The organism is Pelomonas sp. Root1237 (genome assembly GCF_001425055.1).
Classification (GTDB): domain Bacteria; phylum Pseudomonadota; class Gammaproteobacteria; order Burkholderiales; family Burkholderiaceae_C; genus Pelomonas.
Genome location: NZ_LMDK01000001.1, coordinates 606,006 through 623,877 on the forward strand (window position 1 = coordinate 606,006; position 17,872 = coordinate 623,877).

General features: G+C 69.2%; 13 protein-coding genes, 1 pseudogene and 1 riboswitch. Of the genes and pseudogenes, 4 read left to right on the forward strand and 10 right to left on the reverse strand.

What is annotated here, in order from left to right; translation table 11 throughout:
- Positions 1-23 precede the first annotated feature (23 nt).
- Positions 24-203: pseudogene (locus ASC91_RS28675) on the reverse strand (GMC oxidoreductase); the annotation flags it as partial.
- 253 nt (positions 204-456) lie between these two features.
- A riboswitch (cyclic di-GMP riboswitch) is annotated at positions 457-547 on the forward strand.
- 112 nt (positions 548-659) lie between these two features.
- On the opposite strand from ASC91_RS28675, the gene ASC91_RS02800 reads away from it, so the two are divergent.
- The 3 genes from ASC91_RS02800 to ASC91_RS02810 are packed head-to-tail and all read left to right on the forward strand — an operon-like array spanning position 660 to position 5,877.
- Complete coding sequence (locus ASC91_RS02800) at positions 660-2,819, forward strand: S8 family serine peptidase (RefSeq protein ID WP_056191853.1); 2,160 nt, start codon at positions 660-662, stop codon at positions 2,817-2,819.
- A 59-nt stretch (positions 2,820-2,878) separates the two neighbouring features.
- Entirely contained in the window at positions 2,879-4,468 is a 1,590-nt protein-coding gene (locus ASC91_RS02805; RefSeq protein ID WP_235531788.1) for a sensor histidine kinase, read from the forward strand.
- A complete protein-coding gene (locus ASC91_RS02810; RefSeq protein ID WP_056191856.1) occupies positions 4,465-5,877 on the forward strand; it encodes an ATP-binding protein in 1,413 nt (470 codons plus the stop codon). Before ASC91_RS02805 ends, ASC91_RS02810 begins: the two co-directional genes overlap by 4 nt.
- 37 nt (positions 5,878-5,914) lie before the next feature.
- On the opposite strand, the gene ASC91_RS02815 is transcribed toward ASC91_RS02810, so the two are convergent.
- From ASC91_RS02815 to ASC91_RS02850, 8 genes are all read right to left on the reverse strand, one after another.
- On the reverse strand, positions 5,915-7,564 hold the full coding sequence (locus ASC91_RS02815) for a GMC family oxidoreductase (RefSeq protein ID WP_056191859.1): 1,650 nt from the start codon (positions 7,562-7,564) through the stop codon (positions 5,915-5,917).
- Between the two features lie 51 nt (positions 7,565-7,615).
- Positions 7,616-8,995 (reverse strand): cell envelope integrity protein CreD, encoded by a 1,380-nt coding sequence (creD, locus tag ASC91_RS02820; protein ID WP_056192615.1) that lies wholly within the window; start codon positions 8,993-8,995, stop codon positions 7,616-7,618.
- Positions 8,996-9,055: 60 nt separating this feature from the next.
- Positions 9,056-10,477 (reverse strand): two-component system sensor histidine kinase CreC, encoded by a 1,422-nt coding sequence (gene creC / locus ASC91_RS02825; RefSeq protein ID WP_056191861.1) that lies wholly within the window; start codon positions 10,475-10,477, stop codon positions 9,056-9,058.
- A 108-nt stretch (positions 10,478-10,585) separates the two neighbouring features.
- Positions 10,586-11,254: a two-component system response regulator CreB gene (creB, locus tag ASC91_RS02830; RefSeq protein ID WP_056191863.1), complete on the reverse strand. Its 669-nt coding sequence runs from the start codon at positions 11,252-11,254 to the stop codon at positions 10,586-10,588.
- A complete protein-coding gene (locus ASC91_RS02835; RefSeq protein ID WP_056191864.1) occupies positions 11,242-12,267 on the reverse strand; it encodes a nitronate monooxygenase in 1,026 nt (341 codons plus the stop codon). Before ASC91_RS02835 ends, creB begins: the two co-directional genes overlap by 13 nt.
- A gap of 4 nt (positions 12,268-12,271) precedes the next feature.
- Positions 12,272-12,913, reverse strand: a complete 642-nt coding sequence (locus ASC91_RS02840; RefSeq protein ID WP_056191866.1) for a MarC family protein — start codon at positions 12,911-12,913, stop codon at positions 12,272-12,274.
- Between the two features lie 45 nt (positions 12,914-12,958).
- Complete coding sequence (locus ASC91_RS02845) at positions 12,959-13,738, reverse strand: helical backbone metal receptor (protein WP_056191868.1); 780 nt, start codon at positions 13,736-13,738, stop codon at positions 12,959-12,961.
- The gene (locus tag ASC91_RS02850) at positions 13,735-14,634 is read right to left on the reverse strand and encodes a hypothetical protein (protein ID WP_056191870.1); all 900 of its coding nucleotides are present in this window, start codon (positions 14,632-14,634) and stop codon (positions 13,735-13,737) included. The genes ASC91_RS02845 and ASC91_RS02850 overlap by 4 nt, the downstream gene beginning before the upstream one ends.
- A gap of 234 nt (positions 14,635-14,868) precedes the next feature.
- Between ASC91_RS02850 and ASC91_RS02855 the strand changes: the two genes are divergently transcribed.
- A complete protein-coding gene (locus ASC91_RS02855; RefSeq protein ID WP_056191871.1) occupies positions 14,869-15,420 on the forward strand; it encodes an RNA-binding protein in 552 nt (183 codons plus the stop codon).
- A gap of 70 nt (positions 15,421-15,490) precedes the next feature.
- Here the strand turns inward: ASC91_RS02855 and ASC91_RS02860 are convergent, their stop codons facing one another.
- Positions 15,491-17,800, reverse strand: coding sequence for a DUF5916 domain-containing protein (locus ASC91_RS02860; protein WP_157281045.1), 2,310 nt, complete (start codon positions 17,798-17,800; stop codon positions 15,491-15,493).
- Positions 17,801-17,872 lie beyond the last annotated feature (72 nt).

The following is a 17,872-nucleotide window of genomic DNA, read 5'->3' on the forward strand; positions in this document are numbered from 1 at the left end:
GGAACGCGCCGACCAGGCGCGGCTCACGCTACCAGCCACCCCGCCAACTTCTCCGCAATCATCAATGTCGGCGAATTCGTGTTCCCGCTCTTGATCGTCGGCATCACGCTCGCATCCGCGATGCGCAGCCCGCGCACGCGCAGCCGTGAGTCGACCACCGCACCGGGGTCGTCCTTGCGGCCCATGCGGCAGGTGCCCACGGGCTAGATGGTTGTTGATATCGCGCGCCAGTTCCTCGTCGGTCTGGTACTACGGCCGCCGCCAGCGTCAGCTGCTGCAGCGCAAGACTGAGGCCCGGGCACCCCAACATGGCTTGCGTCGATCGGCGCATGACTTCCTATCTGGGCGGTGCTGCATTCATGACCGAACCGTCGATGTGTAACGGTCACCCGGCGCTGCCGGAAGCGCCACTTGTTCACAACGCGTCGCTGCGATTTCAAATACATTCTTTTTCACTGATGACAAAGGCACACCCGAGCGAAAGCCGGGGTCGCAAAGCTTCCGGTCTAAGGCCCGCCTGGCGGGTTACGACAGCGGGGTTGCCAAGGACAAGCCGCCGGCAGGTCGCCGTCGACATGGCAGCTCTTCCGTCGCCGGGATGCGGCGCGACGCCCGACCGGGCGTGTGCGTAGGAATCAGCGCAACAACGAAAGCTGTCCATGAAGTCCACCACGCTCCCTCTTCGATTCGTAGTTCTGATCGAGTGGCGCCTGCACGCGGCGCTTGCGCTGCTGCTGACGCTGGCTGCATTGCTGTGGCCTGCACTGGCGCAAGCAGCGCCGCGCGACAAGATTGCCGCCGATCTGCGCCAGGCCGTCGATTCGGCCGCTGCGCCTCGCCAGCGCTGGCAACAGGAACTGGCTGGTCGCCGCTACGTGCACACCCTGGTCGTCAGCGACGGGCGGGACGCCGAGCTGGTCGAGCTCCGCCGCGCGGTCGTGGCGGCGGGAGGCACCGTCTACTGGCGCTACCAGTCGGTGCCGGCGCTTTTCGTGACCTTGCCCGTTGACAAGGTTGACGCGCTCGCTGCGCGGCCGGACGTGCAGAGCATCTCGCCGAACCGGCGCGCGGCCCGCACGTTCAGCCTGACCGAGGCCTCCACCGGCGCAGCCGACGTGCGTGCCGCCACGATCGGCGCGGCGCGGGGCCTGGACGGCTCGGGCGTCGCCATCGCCGTGCTGGATTCGGGCATCGCTGGGAACCACACCGCGTTCACCGATGGCCAGCGCTCGCGGGTCGCACGCGCCGTCGACTTTGAGAAGGTGACGCAAGGCGGCGCGGGCCGCGCCTGGCAGCCCGGCGTCGACCGATCCGACGCGGCGCTCGATGAACGCCCCCAAGCGGCGGGCGGGGCGGATGCATATGGCCACGGCACGCATGTCGCGGGCGTCGCCGCAGGCCGCTCGACGTCGCGTCTGCCCGAGTCGAGCGGCATCGCCACCCAGGCCTCGCTGGTCGACGTCAAGGTGCTTGACAGCCGCGGCGAAGGCGAGCTGAGCGATGTGCTGGCCGGGATCGACTGGGTCATCGCGCATGCGAAGCAGCAAAACATCCGCGTGCTCAACGTGAGCCTTGCCGCCGATTCGACCGAGTCGTATCGGACCGACCCGCTGTGCGGCGCTCTGCGCGGCGCGAGCGCAGCCGGCCTCGTGGTGGTCGTTGCCGCCGGCAACTACGGCACGGACGCTTCCGGCCAGGAGCGCTACGGCACGATCAGCTCGCCGGGCAACGAGCCCTCGGTCATCACCGTGGGGTCGGCCAACACGCAGGCGACGGCCTCGCGCAGCGACGACGCAGTCAACCATTTCAGTTCCCGCGGGCCCACCCGCGGCGGCCTGTTCCTGCCCGACGGGCGCCGCGTCGCCGACAACCTGCTCAAGCCGGACCTGGTGGCTCCGGGCAATCGCATCGTCGGCCCGATGGCGGCCGGCAGCACGCTCGCCACGGACTTCCCCTCGCTGTCGGCGCCCTATGGCGGCACGGCGCAGCCGCGGGGCCGCGAGCTGATGGACCTGAGCGGCACTTCGGTCGCTGCGCCGGTGGTGTCCGGTACCGTGGCCCTGATGTTGCAGGCCAACCCCGGCCTGACGCCCCCGTTGGTGAAGGCGATCCTGCAGTACACCGCGCAGGCCCTGCCGGGCGCCAACCTGCTGCAGCAGGGCGCGGGCCTGTTGAACGTCGACGGCGCGGTGCGGCTGGCCGGTGCGCTGCGCAGCGATCTCGCCACGGTCATCGCCAGCGGCCGCATCGCGGCGGGTGCGCCGCTGCTGGCGCCGGGCCAGGTGATGCCCGCGCCGGTGTCGATCATCGGCGGTCAGTCGGTGCCCTGGAGTCGCATCATCTTCGCCGGCGGGCGCCACCTCTACAGCGGCAGCGCGCTTTTCACCCGCTACCAGCCGGTGTACGACCCGGGCCTGTTCTGGGTGGGCGGCAGCGCGACGCGCGTTACTGTCCAGATCCGCCCCGGCGCGGCGCTGTCGACGATCACGGCGTCTCCCGTGCCGACGGGGCAGCGCTTCCTGACCGACGGCGTCATCACGCTGAATTCGCTGGTCGGCCGCAGTTCGCTGCTGGGTCGCACGGGCGTCTTCGTCCCCACCGCGACGCTTTCCGGCTGGCTGGCATCGGGCAGCGGTGTGGTGCTCAGCGAAGGCGTCGTCCTCAGTGAGGGTGTGGTCCTCAGCGAAGGGGTCGTCCTCAGCGAAGGCGTGGTGCTGAGCGAAGGCGTGGTGCTCAGCGAGGGTGTCGTGCTGAGCGAGGGCGTGGTGCTCAGCGAGGGTGTCGTGCTCAGCGAAGTTGCCCGCACCGGCGAACGATGATGGTTGCTGCAGGCGCCGAGCCCGGAGTGAGCTGGCCTCGGCGCGTCCATCAGGCACTGATGCCGGACTACAACCGCAAGGCGGCGGTGTATTGGTGGGCGGTGGTCTGCATCGGTGTGGTGGTGCTCGCGCACTCGTTGCGCCACGTTGTGAGCCTTTCGCCGGATGCCTGGTTGCGCGTGGTGGGCGGCACGCTGCTGGCGATGCTGGCCGGGCTGGTGCCGGTGCGGATTCCGCGTTCAACGAACTCGTTCACCGCTGGCGAGATCTTCATCTTCCTGCTGCTGCTGCTGAACGGGCCGGAGGCCGCGGCCGTGGCGTCGGCAGCGGAAGCGCTGGTCGGCGCCTGGCGCACCTCCAAGCGCTGGACCAGCCGCATCGCCAGCCCCGCGATGGCGGCCATTGCCATGTTCAGCGCCGGCACGGTGCTGCACGTGGCACTGGGCGAACTGCGTAGCCATCAGCTGGAGAGCGACAGCCTGATCCTGCTGGGCGCGATCCTGTTTGCGCTCGCCTACTTCGTGCTGAACACCGTGATGGCCACGGCCGTGCCACGGCTCAAGCGCAACGAGCCGCTGTCGGTCCGGGCATTCGTCGACGCATTCGGCTGGCTTGGCATCGCCTACGCGGGCAACGCCTCGGTGGCGACATTGCTGTTCCTCAGCTTCCGGCAGTCGGGCATCGTCGTCGTCGTCGCGGCCACGCCGATCATCGTGATCCTGCTGACGACCGGCCACTTCTTCTTTCGCCGCGAGGAAGCGGCCGAAGCGGTGCGCAAGGCGCGCGAGCAGCAATTGGCGCAGAAGCAGGCGCTGGAGAACGCGCGCCAGTCGGGCATGGCCGAGATCGCCACCAACGTGCTGCACAACGTCGGCAATGTGCTCAACAGCGTCAATGTGTCGGCCGAGTTGATCAGTGGCAAGGTCCGCGGTTCGGAGGCCGCAGGGCTGGCCCGCGCGGTGGCGCTGCTGGACGCGCATGCGCAGGACCTGGGCGACTACCTCACCCGCGACGCGCGCGGGCGGCTGCTGCCAGGCTATCTGAAGCAACTCTCGGTGGCGGTGGCCGAGGAGCGCCAGCAGATCCTTGACGAGCTGGCGGCGCTGACGCGCAGCGTGCGCCACATCAAGGAAATCGTGGCGACGCAGCAGTCCTACGCCGGCGCGTCCAGCATGGTCGAATCGACCCGCATCACCGACTTGATCGAGGATGCGCTGCGCATCGATACCGGCGGCATCGGCCCTCTGCGCGTGGAGCGCGAGTTCGAGGATGTGCCGGCATTGATGCTGGACAAGCACCGCACGCTGCTGATCCTGGTGAACCTGATTGGCAACGCGCGCCATGCGGTGCTGCAGGCGCCGCCCGACGTCGGGCAATGCATCGTGGTGCGGGTACGGGCGGTTGAAGGGGATCGCCTCCAGGTGGCTGTTGCCGACAACGGTTGCGGCATCGCGCCGGAGAATCTCACGCGCATCTTCGCGCACGGGTTCACGACCAAGCAGGACGGCCACGGTTTTGGCCTTCACAGTTGCGTATTGGCAGCTCAGGAGATGGGCGGTACGCTGACTGCCCACAGTGACGGCCCCGGAACCGGGGCCACCTTCACGCTTGAACTACCGCTGACCGCTGCCACGGACACCCAGGCATGAACTCCTTCGAGAACCGTCGCGTCCTGCTGGTCGACGACATGCCGACGATCCATGCGGACTTCCGCAAGATCCTCGCGCCCGAACTCGGCGCCGCGTCGGCGCTGGAAGCCGCCAAGGCGGCATTGTTCGGCGACGAAATCACCGCAGCCGCCCAGCCCTTCGAGCTCGACTCGGCCTACCAGGGCCAGGAAGGCCTGGCCCGCGTGGTCGAGGCGCTGGCGCAGGGCCGGCCCTATGCGGTGGCCTTCGTCGACATGCGCATGCCGCCCGGGTGGGATGGCGTGGAGACGGTCGAGCGCCTTTGGCAAGCCGACCCGAGGCTGCAGGTGGTCTTCTGCACCGCCTACTCCGACGCCTCATGGGAGGAGGTGCTGCAGCGCCTGGACACCCGCGGCCGGCTGCTCATCCTGAAGAAGCCCTTCGACAACATCGAGGTGAGCCAGCTGGCCAACGCGCTGGCTGCGAAATGGCAGGCCACGCAGCAGGCTGCCGCGCAGATCGATCAACTTGAAGCCGCGGTGGCCGCGCGTACCACCCAGCTGACGCAGGCGAACGCGGCGCTGCAGGCGGAAATCACGGAGCGCAAGCAGCTGGAGACCCAGCTGGTGCAATCGCAGAGCCTGGCGTCCATCGGGCAGCTCGCCGCCGGGGTGGCGCACGAGATCAACAACCCGATCGGCTATGTCTTTGCGAACCACGGCACGCTGGATACCTACCGGGAACAGTTGTTCGGGCTGCTCGGCGCCTACCGCGCGGCCGAGGACCAGCTGCCCGCGAGCCTGGCCGCATCGCTTGCAGCACAGCGGGAGCAGGTGGGCCTGGACTATCTGCACGACGATATGCCGGCGCTGATCCAGGAGTCGCGCGAGGGCCTGATGCGGGTTCGCCAGATCGTGCAGGACCTGAAGGATTTCTCGCGCGTCGACGCCGGGCAGGAATGGCAGCGCGTCGACCTGCACGCGGGCATCGAATCCACGCTCAACCTGGTCGCTGGTGAAGTGCAGCACAAGGCCGACCTGGTGCGGGAGTTCGGCCGGTTGCCGGAAGTCGACTGCATGCCGTCGCAGATCAACCAGGTGGTACTGAACCTGGTCGTCAACGCAGCCCATGCGATCGATAGCGGGGTGCGCGGCACGATCACGCTTCGAACCGGTTGTGAAGGCGACGCGCATGTGTGGCTGGAAGTGGCCGACACGGGCTGCGGCATGCCGCAAGAAGTGCTCGGGCGCATCTTCGAGCCCTTCTACACCACCAAGCCGGTCGGCCAGGGCAGAGGGCTCGGGCTGTCCTTGTCCTACGGCATCGTGCAAAAGCACGCCGGGCGCATCGACGTGCACAGCCAGGTCGGCAGCGGCACGACGTTCCGCGTCACGCTGCCGATGCGGCGCGCCGAGGCGACGCCGGGCTGAGCGCGGTGACTGGGGCCCAGGTCGGTGCGCCGAACGGCTACTGCGCCAACCACCCCGCCAGCTTTTCCGCAATCATCAATGTCGGCGAATTCGTATTGCCGCTCGTGATCGTCGGCATCACGCTCGCGTCCGCGATGCGCAAGCCGCTCACGCCGCGCACGCGCAGCCGCGAGTCGACCACCGCGCCGGGGTCGTCCTTGCGGCCCATGCGGCAGGTGCCCACGGGGTGGAAGATGGTCGTCGCGATGTCGCCGGCCAGCCGCGCCAGTTCCTCGTCGGTCTGGTACTGCGGGCCCGGCTTGTATTCCTCGGGCTTGAAGCTGGCCAGCGCCGGCTGGGACACGATGCGGCGCGTCAGCTTCAGGCTTTCGGCCGCGACGTGACGGTCCGCCTCGGTGGACAGGTAGTTGGGCCGGATGGCCGGCGCCACCGTCGCGTCGGGCGAGGTGGCGAGCACCGTGCCGCGGCTGGTCGGGTTGAGGTTGCAGACGCTGGCCGTGAAGGCGTTGAAGCCGTGCAGCGGTTCGCCAAAGGCATCCAGCGACAGCGGCTGCACGTGGTATTCCAGGTCGGGCCAGACCTTGTCGGGGTGGCTGCGCGTGAAGGCGCCGAGCTGGCTGGGCGCCATGCTCATCGGGCCGCTGCGGCGCAGCGCGTACTCCAGGCCGATCATGGCCTTGCCCAGCAGCGAGGCCGAGCGCGTGTTCAGCGTCTTCGCGCCGTCCACCTTGTAGACGGCACGGATCTGCAGATGGTCCTGCAGATTGGCGCCCACTCCCGGCAGGTGCTGCTCGACCGTCAGCCCCAGGCTCTGCAGCAGGTCGGCCGGGCCGAGGCCGCTCAGCTGCATGATCTGCGGCGAGCCGATGGCGCCAGCGGCCAGGATGACCTCGCCGCCGACGTTGAGCCAGGGCTGTTCGACGCCATGAGGTGTCAGCACCTCGACGCCGCTGCAGCGCAGGCCCGTGTCATCCTTGAGCAGGCGCAGCTTGCGCACCTGGGCGCCCGTCCACAGCTCGAAGTTGGGCCGCCCAAAGGTGGTCGGCCGCAGGAAGGCCTTGGCCGTGTTCCAGCGCCAGCCCTTCTTCTGGTTGACCTCGAAATAGCCCACACCCTCGTTGTTGCCGGCGTTGAAGTCGCTCGTGGCCGGGATGCCGGCTTGGGCGGCGGCGGCGGCAAAGGCGTCGAGGATGGGCCAGCGCAGGCGTTGTTGCTCGACCCGCCACTCGCCCTTGTGGCCGTGCACGGCGGCAAAACCCTCGGGTGCGGTCTTGGGCGTGTCCAGCCGCCAGTGGTTCTCGTGCTTGCGAAAGGCGCGCAGCACGCGCTCCCAACGCCAGGTGTCATCACCTGTCGCCTCGGCCCAGTGTTCGTAGTCGCGGCTCTGGCCGCGCATATAGATCATGCCGTTGATGCTGGAGCTGCCGCCCAGCACCTTGCCACGCGGGTAGCGCAGGCTGCGGCCGTTCAGCCCGGCCTCGGCCTCGGTGTTGAAGCACCAGTCGGTGCGCGGGTTGCCGATGCAGTAGAGGTAGCCGACGGGGATGTGGATCCAGTGGTAGTCGTCCTTGCCGCCGGCCTCAATGAGCAGGATGCGCTTCTCCGGGTTGGCGCTGAGCCGGTTCGCGAGCAGGCAGCCGGCGGTGCCGGCGCCCACGATGATGTAGTCGAAACCTTGTCGGGACATTGAGCGCTAACGGGGCGTGCTTGGGGGGTGAGATGCAGCCCCTAGCGTAAATCACTCGGCGGCGGCGCTGCCCAGGCGATACCAGTCAAGCTTGCGCGTGAGTGTCATGACCGCGGCCAGCACGGCGAACAGCAGCACGGCGCCGATCACCAGGGCCGTCTGCTCGCGGCTCAGCAGCACATACAGCGCGCCGTACAACAGCGCGATGCCGCCGCCGAACGCCGCGCCGCGCAGCCAGCCACCCAGCATGGCCGCGGCGTACTGCGTCAGCACCAGGGCCGCCGCGCCGGCCGCGATCAGGTAGGCAACCAGGAAGGGCAGATGCTCCGACAGGCTGAGCAGCAGCAGGAAGAACAGGCTCAGCGCCAGGCCGACCAGCAGGTACTGCACCGGGTGCACGCGCCGGCCCGTCAGCAGTTCGGTCAGGCCGACGGTGACGAAGGTTAGCGCGATGAACATCAGGCCGTACTTGATGGCACGGTCGCTCATGACGTAGGGGTTCACGGGGTCGATCAGCTCGACGGCGAGGACGTCCAGGCCACCCCCCTTGACCACCTTGCCGCCGTCGGGGTAGGGCGCCTCCAGCGCGCCACCACCCGAGAGGTCGGGCAAGGCATGGCCGGCCTGCACATCGGCTACCGCCGTGCTGGCCAGCGACGAGACCTGCCAGCGCGCGGAGAAGCCGCTGACGCCGATCTGGTGCTCGATGGGCAGGAACTGGCCAGTGAAGCTGGGGTGCGGCCAGCTCGATTGCAAGGCGACGTGGGTATCGCCGGCGGCAGGCACGATGCCCAGGCGCTGGCTGCCGACGAGGCTGAGTTTCAGCGAAAGCACCAAGGGCTCGTCCGTGTGAAGTTCGGCCAGCGTCGCATGCAAGCCACCGTGAAGGGTCGGGTGTGCGCTGCCGGGCAGGACGGCCAGGGTCCCGCCATCCCGCTTCAATTCGGCGGTGCGGATGCCGCGTGGGTCGCTTAGCGCGATGACCACGGTGGGGTCGCCGCAGCTCAGCCGCCCGTTCGGGTGTTCGGCTCGCGGAGCCAATGCGGTGAGCCGTTCCCAGCGCGCCTCCACGTTCAGCTGGGCGAGGTAGGTGTTCACCTTGAAGAGACCGCGGTGCCGCACTTCCGGGCTCACGCCGCCGTCGATCTTCAACGTGGTTGGCGATGCCATCAGCTGGAAGTCACGCGTTTCGATGGAGTCCTTCTTCTTGTCCACGCCCGGCACGACCCAGCTTTCCTTGCAGTCGCGCACGAGTAGCGGCCCGGCGAAGGCCTGCGGGCCGGCAAGCGACTGCTCGACGCTCTGCGCGGCCTCGCGCTGTCGCCATTGGCGCTCGTGCACGAGCCCGCCGATCTGGGTGAGCACGATGCACAGCACGGCGGTGATGACGGCCAGGATGGCCAGCTTGGAGAAGGTGGGGTTGAGCTTCATGCCCGCCAGCATCGCCAGCGGCGGTGAGGAGGCGACGAAGTGCGTGAAGCCTGTGTGAAGTCAGCGAGGCAGCACGAGCGTCACCCGCAACCCCGGTTCCGCCGCCTCGAAGGCCAGCCCGCCGCCGTGCAGCTCCGCCACGCGCCGTGCAATCGCCAGGCCCAGGCCCGAACCCTTGACCAAGCTGCCCGGCCGCGCCGTCGAGAAGAAGCGTTTGCCCAGCTGTGAAAAAGCCGCCGCCGGCACGCCCGGGCCGTGGTCGCGCAGCGCCAGGCGTGCGGTCACCGGTGTCGTGGTGACGGCCAGTTCGAGCGTCGAGCCCGCCGGAGCGAAGTCGATGGCGTTGACCAGCAGATTGCCCAGGGCCAGCTCCAGCAGCGCCGTGTCCACTTCGACGACCGCTTCCTCGCGCGCCGTCCAGGTGACGCTCAAGCTTTTCTGCGCAAGGCGTGACGCCTGCCGCTCGAGTTGGCCTTCGGCCCAATCGGCCAAGGTGATCCGCTGGCGCTCGCCCGGCCCGACCTGGGCCTCCAGCTGCGACAGTGCCAGCACGCGCTCCACCAGCGTCTGCAGCCGCGCGGTCTGGTCAAGAACCTGGGCGGCGAAGCGCTGGCGGTCGGCGGCGGGCAGCTCGTCCTGCAGCAGCTCGCCGCTGGCGCGCAGTGCGGCCAGCGGGCTCTTCAGTTCATGCGTCAGTGCGCGCACGTCGTGTTCGAGCTGCTCACGGCCTTCGAGGCGACGGCGCATGTCGTCCATGGCATGGGCGAGATCGCCCAATTCACCTGGCATGGCCGGCGGCGCAATGGCCTGGCCAGCCTGGGCCTGCTGGGCATAGCGGCGCAGCCGCCGCACCGAGGCGACCAGCCACAGCGTCACCGTCACGCCGACGATGAGGCTGGCGGCCAGCAGTGCGGCGCCAGCCCAGAACACGCGGCGCTCGGCGCGGTCGATGAAGCGCTGCACGCTGGCCACCGGCTTGGCGACGCTGACGACGCCCAGCGTGCGGCCGTCCTTGAGGATGGGCGCGGCGACGACGAGGATGGTGCTGCGGTCGTCCGCGGAATAGCGCGTCGAGCGCGCGCCATAGTCGCCGCGCAGCGTCAGCGCCACGTCGCGCCACTGCGAGTAGTCCTGGCCCACGGCCGAGGGCTGGCCGGAGTCAAGCACGACGCGGCCGTGGGCGTCGGTCACATAGATGCGCAGGTCCAGGCTTTGCTTGCGCAAACCCCAGATGGGTACGTCGACCTCGCGTTTCACATAGCGCTGCAGGCGCGCGGCCAGAGGGCTGTCGGGCTTGAGGCCGTTGGCGCCCATCTCATCGGCGGCGGTCTCGGCCATCAGATGAGCGGTGTCCACCATCAGGTCTTCCATGACCTCGCGCACGCTTGGCTTGACCTCGGCCAGGAAGACTTTCAGCAGTAGCACTGCGCTGAGGCCGGCGATCAGGAAGAAGCCGAAGAAGACTCTGAGCCCCAGCCGCACGTCAGGAACTCCGAACAAAGCCACAGAGGCACAGAGACACGGAGAAGCAGGCTTGTCCTCTGTGTCTCTGTGCCTCTGTGGCTGTGTTCATGGGCGGTTGGCGGCTGCTCATGGTTCCAGTGAATAGCCCAGCCCGCGATGCGTCTTGATGGGGTCGCGCGCCGGTGCCGCCTCGCGCAGCTTGGCGCGCAGCGTCTTGATGTGGGTGTCCACGGTGCGGTCTGTGCTTTCGGCGCTGCTGCCCCAGACGGCGTCCAGCAACGCGTCGCGGCTGTGGATGCGCTGCGGGGCGCGCAGCAGATGCGTCAGCAGGCCGAGCTCCAGCTTGGTGAGGTTGAGCGGCACGCCGTCCAGGCTGACTCGCGTACCGTCGACCGTGAAGCCCAGCGTTGGCGCTGGCGCGGCCTGGGCGCGGCGCAGCAGGGCGCGCACGCGGGCGACCAGCTCGCGCGGGCTGAAAGGCTTGGCGAGGTAGTCGTCGGCGCCCAGCTCCAGGCCGAGCACGCGATCCATCTCCTCGCTGCGCGCGCTCAGCACGATGACGGGCAGGCGGGAGAGCGGGCCATTGCGCAGCTCGCGGCACAGGTCCAGGCCATGGCCGTCGGGCAGGCCGATGTCGAGGATGAGCAGCTCGGGCGCCGGTGCCGCGCGAAGGCGCTCGCGGGCCTCGGCCAGCCAGGCGCAGTGCTCGACGACGAAGCCCTCGCGCCGCAGCGCGAACGCGACGGTGTCCGCAATCGCCGGGTCGTCTTCCAGCAGCAGAATCAAGTGCGCCAACCCTTGGCCAAGCTCGCGACGAGCTGCGCAGCCGAACCCGGCGCACGGTTGACCGGTAGCGCCTGACCGGCCCAGAGGCTGATGAAGTCAGCCCGGCCGGCCCTGGCCGCCGCCTGGCGCATCGGTCGGCTGGCCGCGTTGGGCTGCGGGAAGGCGGGCAGGACGATGCCCTCCAGCTCCCGCGTGACGCGGTTGGCCACGCCGCGCGCCAGGCGGCCGGAGAAGGCGCGCGTCAGCGTCGAATCGGCGTCGCTCGCGGCCAGCAGGGCGGCGCGGTAGGGCGGCGACAGTGGGCATTCGTCGACCAGCAGAAAAGCCGTGCCGACCGTCACTGCGCTGGCGCCCAGCGCCTGCGCCGCCGCAACGCCGCGTGCGTCGGCGATGCCTCCGGCAGCGATGACCGGGACATCCAGCGCGTCGACGAGCTGGGGCACCAGCGCCATCGTGCCGATCAGCGCGCCTTCCGCGCTGCCCAGGAAGCCGCCGCGGTGGCCTCCGCCTTCGTAGCCCTGGGCGATGACGGCATCCACACCGCTGGCCTGCAGCAGCAGGCCTTCCGCCACCTGCGTGGCCGTGCCGAGCACGGTGAAGCCCTGCGCCTTCAACGCCGCCACGCGCGCCACGCCGGGGTCGCCCATGGCGAAGCTGATGACGGCGGGATGTGCGGCGATGGTGGCCTCAAGCTGGGTGTCGAAGTCCTCCTCGAAGCGCTCCGGCCGCGCCGGCGCCGGCAGGCCCAGTTCGGAGTGCCAGGCGGCCAGGCGGGCGAGGTAGGCGTCCAGTGCGCTGTCGTCGCGCAGCCAGGGCTGCGGGCAGAACAGGTTGATGCCGAAGGGCTGGTCAGTGCGCGCGCGGATGTCGGCGGCAATCTCGGTGATGCGTGCCGGCGTCAGGTAGGCCGCGCCGAGCTGGCCGAAGCCGCCGCCTGCGCTCACTGCGGCCACCAGCGCGGCGCTGGACGCCTCACCGGCCATCGGCGCCATCCAGATGGGAGGCAGGTCAAACAGGCTCATGTGGTCACCCCACGGTTCGTGCGGCCAGCACCGGGAAAAGCTTGATGAGGCCGTCGGCCAGCAGCTCCACCGCCAGCGCGGCAAGGATGAGGCCCATCAGCCGCGTCATGATGTTGATGCCGGTCTGGCCCAGCACCTTGGCGATCTTGCTGGACGCGGAGAAGACCACGAAGGTGACGAGGGCGACGACAACGCCATAGCCGCAAAGCACGGCCAGCTCCCACCAGACGCGCGTCTTGTCGGCGTAGATGACCATGGTGGAGATGGTGGCCGGGCCGGTCAGCAGCGGGATGGCCAGCGGCACGACGGCGATGCTGGCGCCGGCGTCGGCCTTGGTGTTGCCCTCCGACACATCCTCCTTGCGCGCCTCGGCCGGCTGGGCGTTGAGCATCTGCAGCGAGCTGATCAGCAGCAGGCAGCCGCCGCCCACCTGGAAGCTGGCCAGCGAGATGCCAAAGAACTCGATGATCTTCAGCCCGAACAGCGCGCTCAAGGCGATGACGATGCCGGCCGTGCTGGCGCTGACGAGGATGGTCTTGCGCCGCTGCGTGCGCGAAAAGGCGGACGTGAAGTGGATGAAGAAGGGCACCACGCCGACCGGATTCACGATGGCCAACAGCGCGACGAGGGGCTTGTAGATGTCCATGGCGACTGATTGTGGCGGGCCCCGATGCTGTCAAGGCCGAAAAACTCAAGCCTCTGCGTGTTCGCGCAGGGTGCGCAGATAGTCCAGCCCTGCCGCGCCGCGGCAACCCCACCAGCTGAGCAGTTCGCCGTCGACCAACTGCACGCGTGCCTGCGGGCACAGCGCCTGCGCCGCGGCGATATGCGCAGCACCGAAGCGATAAGGCTCGGAGCTCAGCAGCACGCGGTCGATGTCGCGAAGCCAGGCTTCATCGCCCGCAAGCGCAGGGTAGCGGCCGGCGCCGTGCTCGCCGCCCAGCACGTCGGGCCAGGTGCGCCAGCCGACTTCAACCAGCAGCGTCGAGACATAGGTGTCGCGCGCCACCGTCATCCATGGGTCGCGCCAGATCAGGTAGAGCACGTTCTCGCCGGGCCAGACCCGCTCGCGGCAGCGGGCCAGTGCGGCGTTGAACTCGGCCGACAGCGCCGCGGCGCGTTCGTTGACGCCCGGCTCGTCGGCAAAGGCAGCGCGCAACTGCTCGAACAGCGCCAGGTTGTCCTCGGGCCGGCTCGGGTGGGTCACGATGACCTCGGGCACGAACCCCCGCAGCGCTTCGGCGGTTTCCAGCCGGTTCTCGTCCACGTTGACGATGACATGGGTGGGCGCGAGCTTTCTCAGCTTGGCCAGGTTCACGTCCTTGGTGCCACCCACCTTGGCAACGGTGGCAACCACCTCGGCGGGGTGGATGCAAAAACCGGTCCGGGCCACCAAGCGATGGCCCAGCCCCAAGGCGACCAGCGTCTCCGTCGCGCTTGGCACGAGCGACGCGATTCGGGGCGACGTCATTCCGCTTCGGTCACTGCCAGATAAACGGCACAGCAGCCGCGCAGCCAGACCAGGGTCGGCAGCACCAGGGCGATGGCGAACACGACGCCGCCGCCGATCAATGCAGCCAGGCCCAGCGCGCCGCCCTGCAGCGGCACGCCACTGGCTCCCAGGCCGCGCGGCCCCAAGCCCATGACGCCGGCCAGCAACTGGTTGGCGGGCAGCTCCACACCCGCGCCGAGGATAGCCAGGCCGGCCACCATCCGCCCGCCGCTGACGACGACGAAGCTGACGGCCGCCGTGGCCAGCGCCGTCATCAGGTAGACGGCGGCCATCAGCAGCGCCGTTTCGGGCAGGCCGTGACGCAGGCGCTCGCGCAAAAAAACCAGCACGCCGGCGCTGCGCCGCCCCGCCCACACCGCTGGCCCCGCCAGAGGTCCGACGAGAACGACCAGGACGAAGCTGATGCCGCCCAGCACCAGCACGCCAGCCGGCAGCACGACGGCCAGCAGAGGCGCGCCGACGACCGGCCAATGCGTCGCCCACAGCAGCCCGGCGAGCACCAGGGCGGCCGCGCCGGCCAGGGCCAGGCAGGCCAACAGGGCGAGCAGCACGCGATGGCCGCTGCGCAGGGCGTCCGAGAGCGCGTCCTGAGGGTCGCGCACGGGCAGGCCGCGCGCCTGGTCCATCAGCATCAGACCCGTCGCATTGACGCTGAAAAAAGCGACAGCCAAGGCCAGCCCCACCCAGAGCGCGCTCAAGAGGCCTTGATCGCGCGCCAAGGCTGACTGGGCCATGGCCAGCAGCAGGCCGGCGGCGCAAAAACCGGCCAGCAGTGCATAGAGGGCGCGCAGATTGCGCGGCGCGTCGACGCTGGCGAGCACGCGGGTGAGGGGAACGAGCAGGCTGGTTGTCATGAATTCGGGTGGGGCGGGGCGATGGTATCGATGACGGGACCGTGATGGCTCCCAGGCGCCAGGGTTTGTGCTAGCTCTGAAAAACAACACTTGCCGGAGTGGCGTTCCGCAATCTCTTTACCCCGCCACCATAATCAATTGCCTGTGTCTGGACGCCGCACCTTCGCTTGAATGGTTCACGTAGGGTTGAAGCTCCACATGGTTTTTTGGTTTTGAGTAGAGAAGGGCTTCCCCATGGGAAACAAGCTTTATGTGGGCAATCTGGCCTACAGCGTGCGTGACGAATCGCTGCAAGAATCGTTCGGTCAATTTGGTACGGTGACCTCCGCGAAGGTCATGATGGACCGCGAGACGGGCCGTTCCAAGGGTTTTGGTTTCGTCGAAATGGGTTCGGACGCTGAGGCGCAAGCAGCCATCAACGGCATGAACGGCCAGGCCCTCGAAGGCCGCGCCATCGTCGTCAACGAGGCTCGTCCTCGTGAAGAGCGTCCGGGCGGCTTCGGCGGCGGCGGTGGCCGTTCCGGCGGTGGCGGCTTTGGTGGTGGTGGCGGCTACGGCGGCGGCGGCGGTGGTGGCCGTTCCGGCGGCGGCGGCTACGGCGGCGGCGGTAGCAGCGGCGGTGGCGGCGGCTACGGTGGTGGTGGCGGCTACGGTGGTGGCGGCGGTGGCCGCTCCGGCGGTGGCGGCGGCTATGGCGGCGGCGGCGGTGGCCGCTCCGGCGGTGGCGGCGGCTACGGTGGTGGCGGCGGTGGCTACGGCGGCGGTGGCCGTTCCGGCGGCTATTGATCCCACAGCCTCGCAAGAGATCTGAGCAAAGCGCCCTTTCGGGCGCTTTGTCTTTTCTGGGGCTGCATCTCTAGAACCCCAGCGTCGCCTTGGCGAAAACCTCGCTGGCGCGCACGGCACCTGGCTGTTCACGAGCCCGGTTCAGGCCCAGGCTGATGATGCGGCTCAGGCCCACACGGTGCTGGAACATCACCGACAGCACCCGCGCCCTGTCGTCCTGCGTAGCCAAGGTCGTGCCGGTGTCGGCGCGGCGGTTGAAGCGGGTCTGCTGCTGGATGAGCCGAAGGGAATCGCGCGGGCTCAGGTGCAAGACGACCAAGCTCTGGGCGCTGCGGTCCGTGAAGGCGCGGCGCCCGTCGGGCGCGTCAATCCAGGCCAGGCCGAAGCGCTGCTCGAACTCCAGCCACAACCCGGCGGGCAGCGGCAGGCGCATCTGGGCGTGGATCTGGGCTTGTGCGCCCAGGCCGACGCGATCGGCATCGACGTCCAGGCGCCGGCCCCATTCCACCTCGGCATCCACGTAGTTCAGCAGTTCGCCCGGGTTGGACTCGATGCCGATCAGCAGCGTGCGCGTCGCATGCAGCGGGCCGCCGCTCCGAGCGCGGTGGCTGTCCAGGCCAACATGGCCCCAAACGCCGGTGTTGCGTGCGGCGGCGAACCAGAAGCCTGGCTGGAAGAGGCGGTCGACCACCTGCCCGGCCGCAACACCGAGCACGGGGTCGGCCAGCGTGCGCGTCTCCTGCAGCTTCAATTGCGCCTCGTGGTCATGCATGTCGATGCCGGCGAACTCCCGTGGCCCCAGGCGCAGATAGCCGAAGGCCGACGCACGGCGAATGCCGCTCTGGTTGACGAAGCCGTTGTCATTGGCAAAGCGCGGGCTGATTTCCTCGATGTTGACGTTGGCCGCCCAGTCGGCATCCCGGTGGCGCCAGGCCGCCCAGGCGCGGTGGCCGCGTTCGCGGCTCACGCGCAGTACCTGGCCGTCGGCGTCCAGGCCCAGCGTCGTATCGGACAGCAGCAGATGGCCGCGCCATTGGTCGCTGTCGCCGGCACGCCAGACAGCGTCGCTGCCGATGACCTGAGTCGTCAGCCCCTTGCCAAAGTCGCGTAGCGACACCAGGCCCGCCAGGCCGAGGTCGCCAAGTTGCGTGCGGCCGCGCGCGAAGCTGGCCTGGGAGCCGCGTGGCTGCACGCCGCTGCGCGTCGCAAAGGCACCGGCGCGCAACACCGTTCCGCCGCCGGCGTCGCGCAGATTCAGGGCCGTGGCCTCGGCGCCAGCGCCGCGCCAGGTGGCGCGCAGGCCCCAGTCGGGGTCGGTGATGGCGCGCGTGTAGAAGGCCGCGAGGCTGCGGTTCTCGCCCGATTCGTCGGGCTGGGTCGGACCGACGACGTCGGCGCTCTCCAGGAAGAAGGGGCGCTTCTCGGGCACGCTGAGCGCAAAGCGCGTGTTGCCGGCGAGCTGGGGCGCGTCGAGTTCGACCTGGGAGAAATCGGGATTGAGCGTCGCGTCCAGCACCCAGTCAGCGCGCGGCCGCCACTTGAACTCGGCGCCCAGCGAGGCCTTGCGCGTGCGGCGGGTGCCACTCTCGTCGCTGCTGTCGCGCGTCGAGCGCACTGTCAGCTCGGGCCGAAAGCCGATGAAGCTGCGTTCGCGCACCTGTTCGACGAGATCGCCCAGGCCATCGAGCGGCTGCAACTCGGCGATGAAGCTCAGCGCGTCCTTGTTCAGAGCCGGCGAGCTGACGTTGAGCGTACGGTCGTCGCGCGGGATGTTGCGCGCGACCATGATGCGCCAGGGTGCACCGCCGTCGTGCGGGAACCTGAGCGCCGCGATGGGCCAGCGCAGCTCGATGCTGTAGCCGTCGGGCAGGCGGGTCGCGGCGGCATGGATGTCGAAGTCTGGCGCCGAGTCCTCGGTGTCCTCTTCGGCCGCGAACAGGCCGTCCTCGACGCCGCCGGCCGCACTGACTCGCACGTACTGAGCCGTGCGGCGATGGCCGACGGGGTCGATGAAGACGGAGACGAAGTCCTGGTCGGCCTTGACCTGGTCGCGTCGGGCCAGCGGGGCGCGGATGCGGCTGGGTTCGGGGTCCCAGGCGCGGATGCCAAAGATGAGGGCGTCCTCGGTGACGAGAACCTGCACCGTCGTTCGCCAGCGCGCGGCCTGCTTGTCGGCGGGCAGGAACTGCGCAAAGCGTTCGTAGACGGGCGCGCGCAGCCAGGCCGCGTCATCCAGCTGCCCGTCAATGACAGGCGTGGCTTCGCCGGCTGCGAGGCGCAGGGCGGTGGGGTGTTGAAGTTCGGGGGTGTTGCCCCAGGCGGGCAGGGCCAGGGCGCAAAGGCCCAGGGCCATGCCCGAGCCGAGAAGGCGAAAAATCATGAATTTCGTCCGAGGTCGGCCGCCGAACGGGGCCGCAGGAATCAATGGGCTGGCGCCGTCAGCGGTGGACGC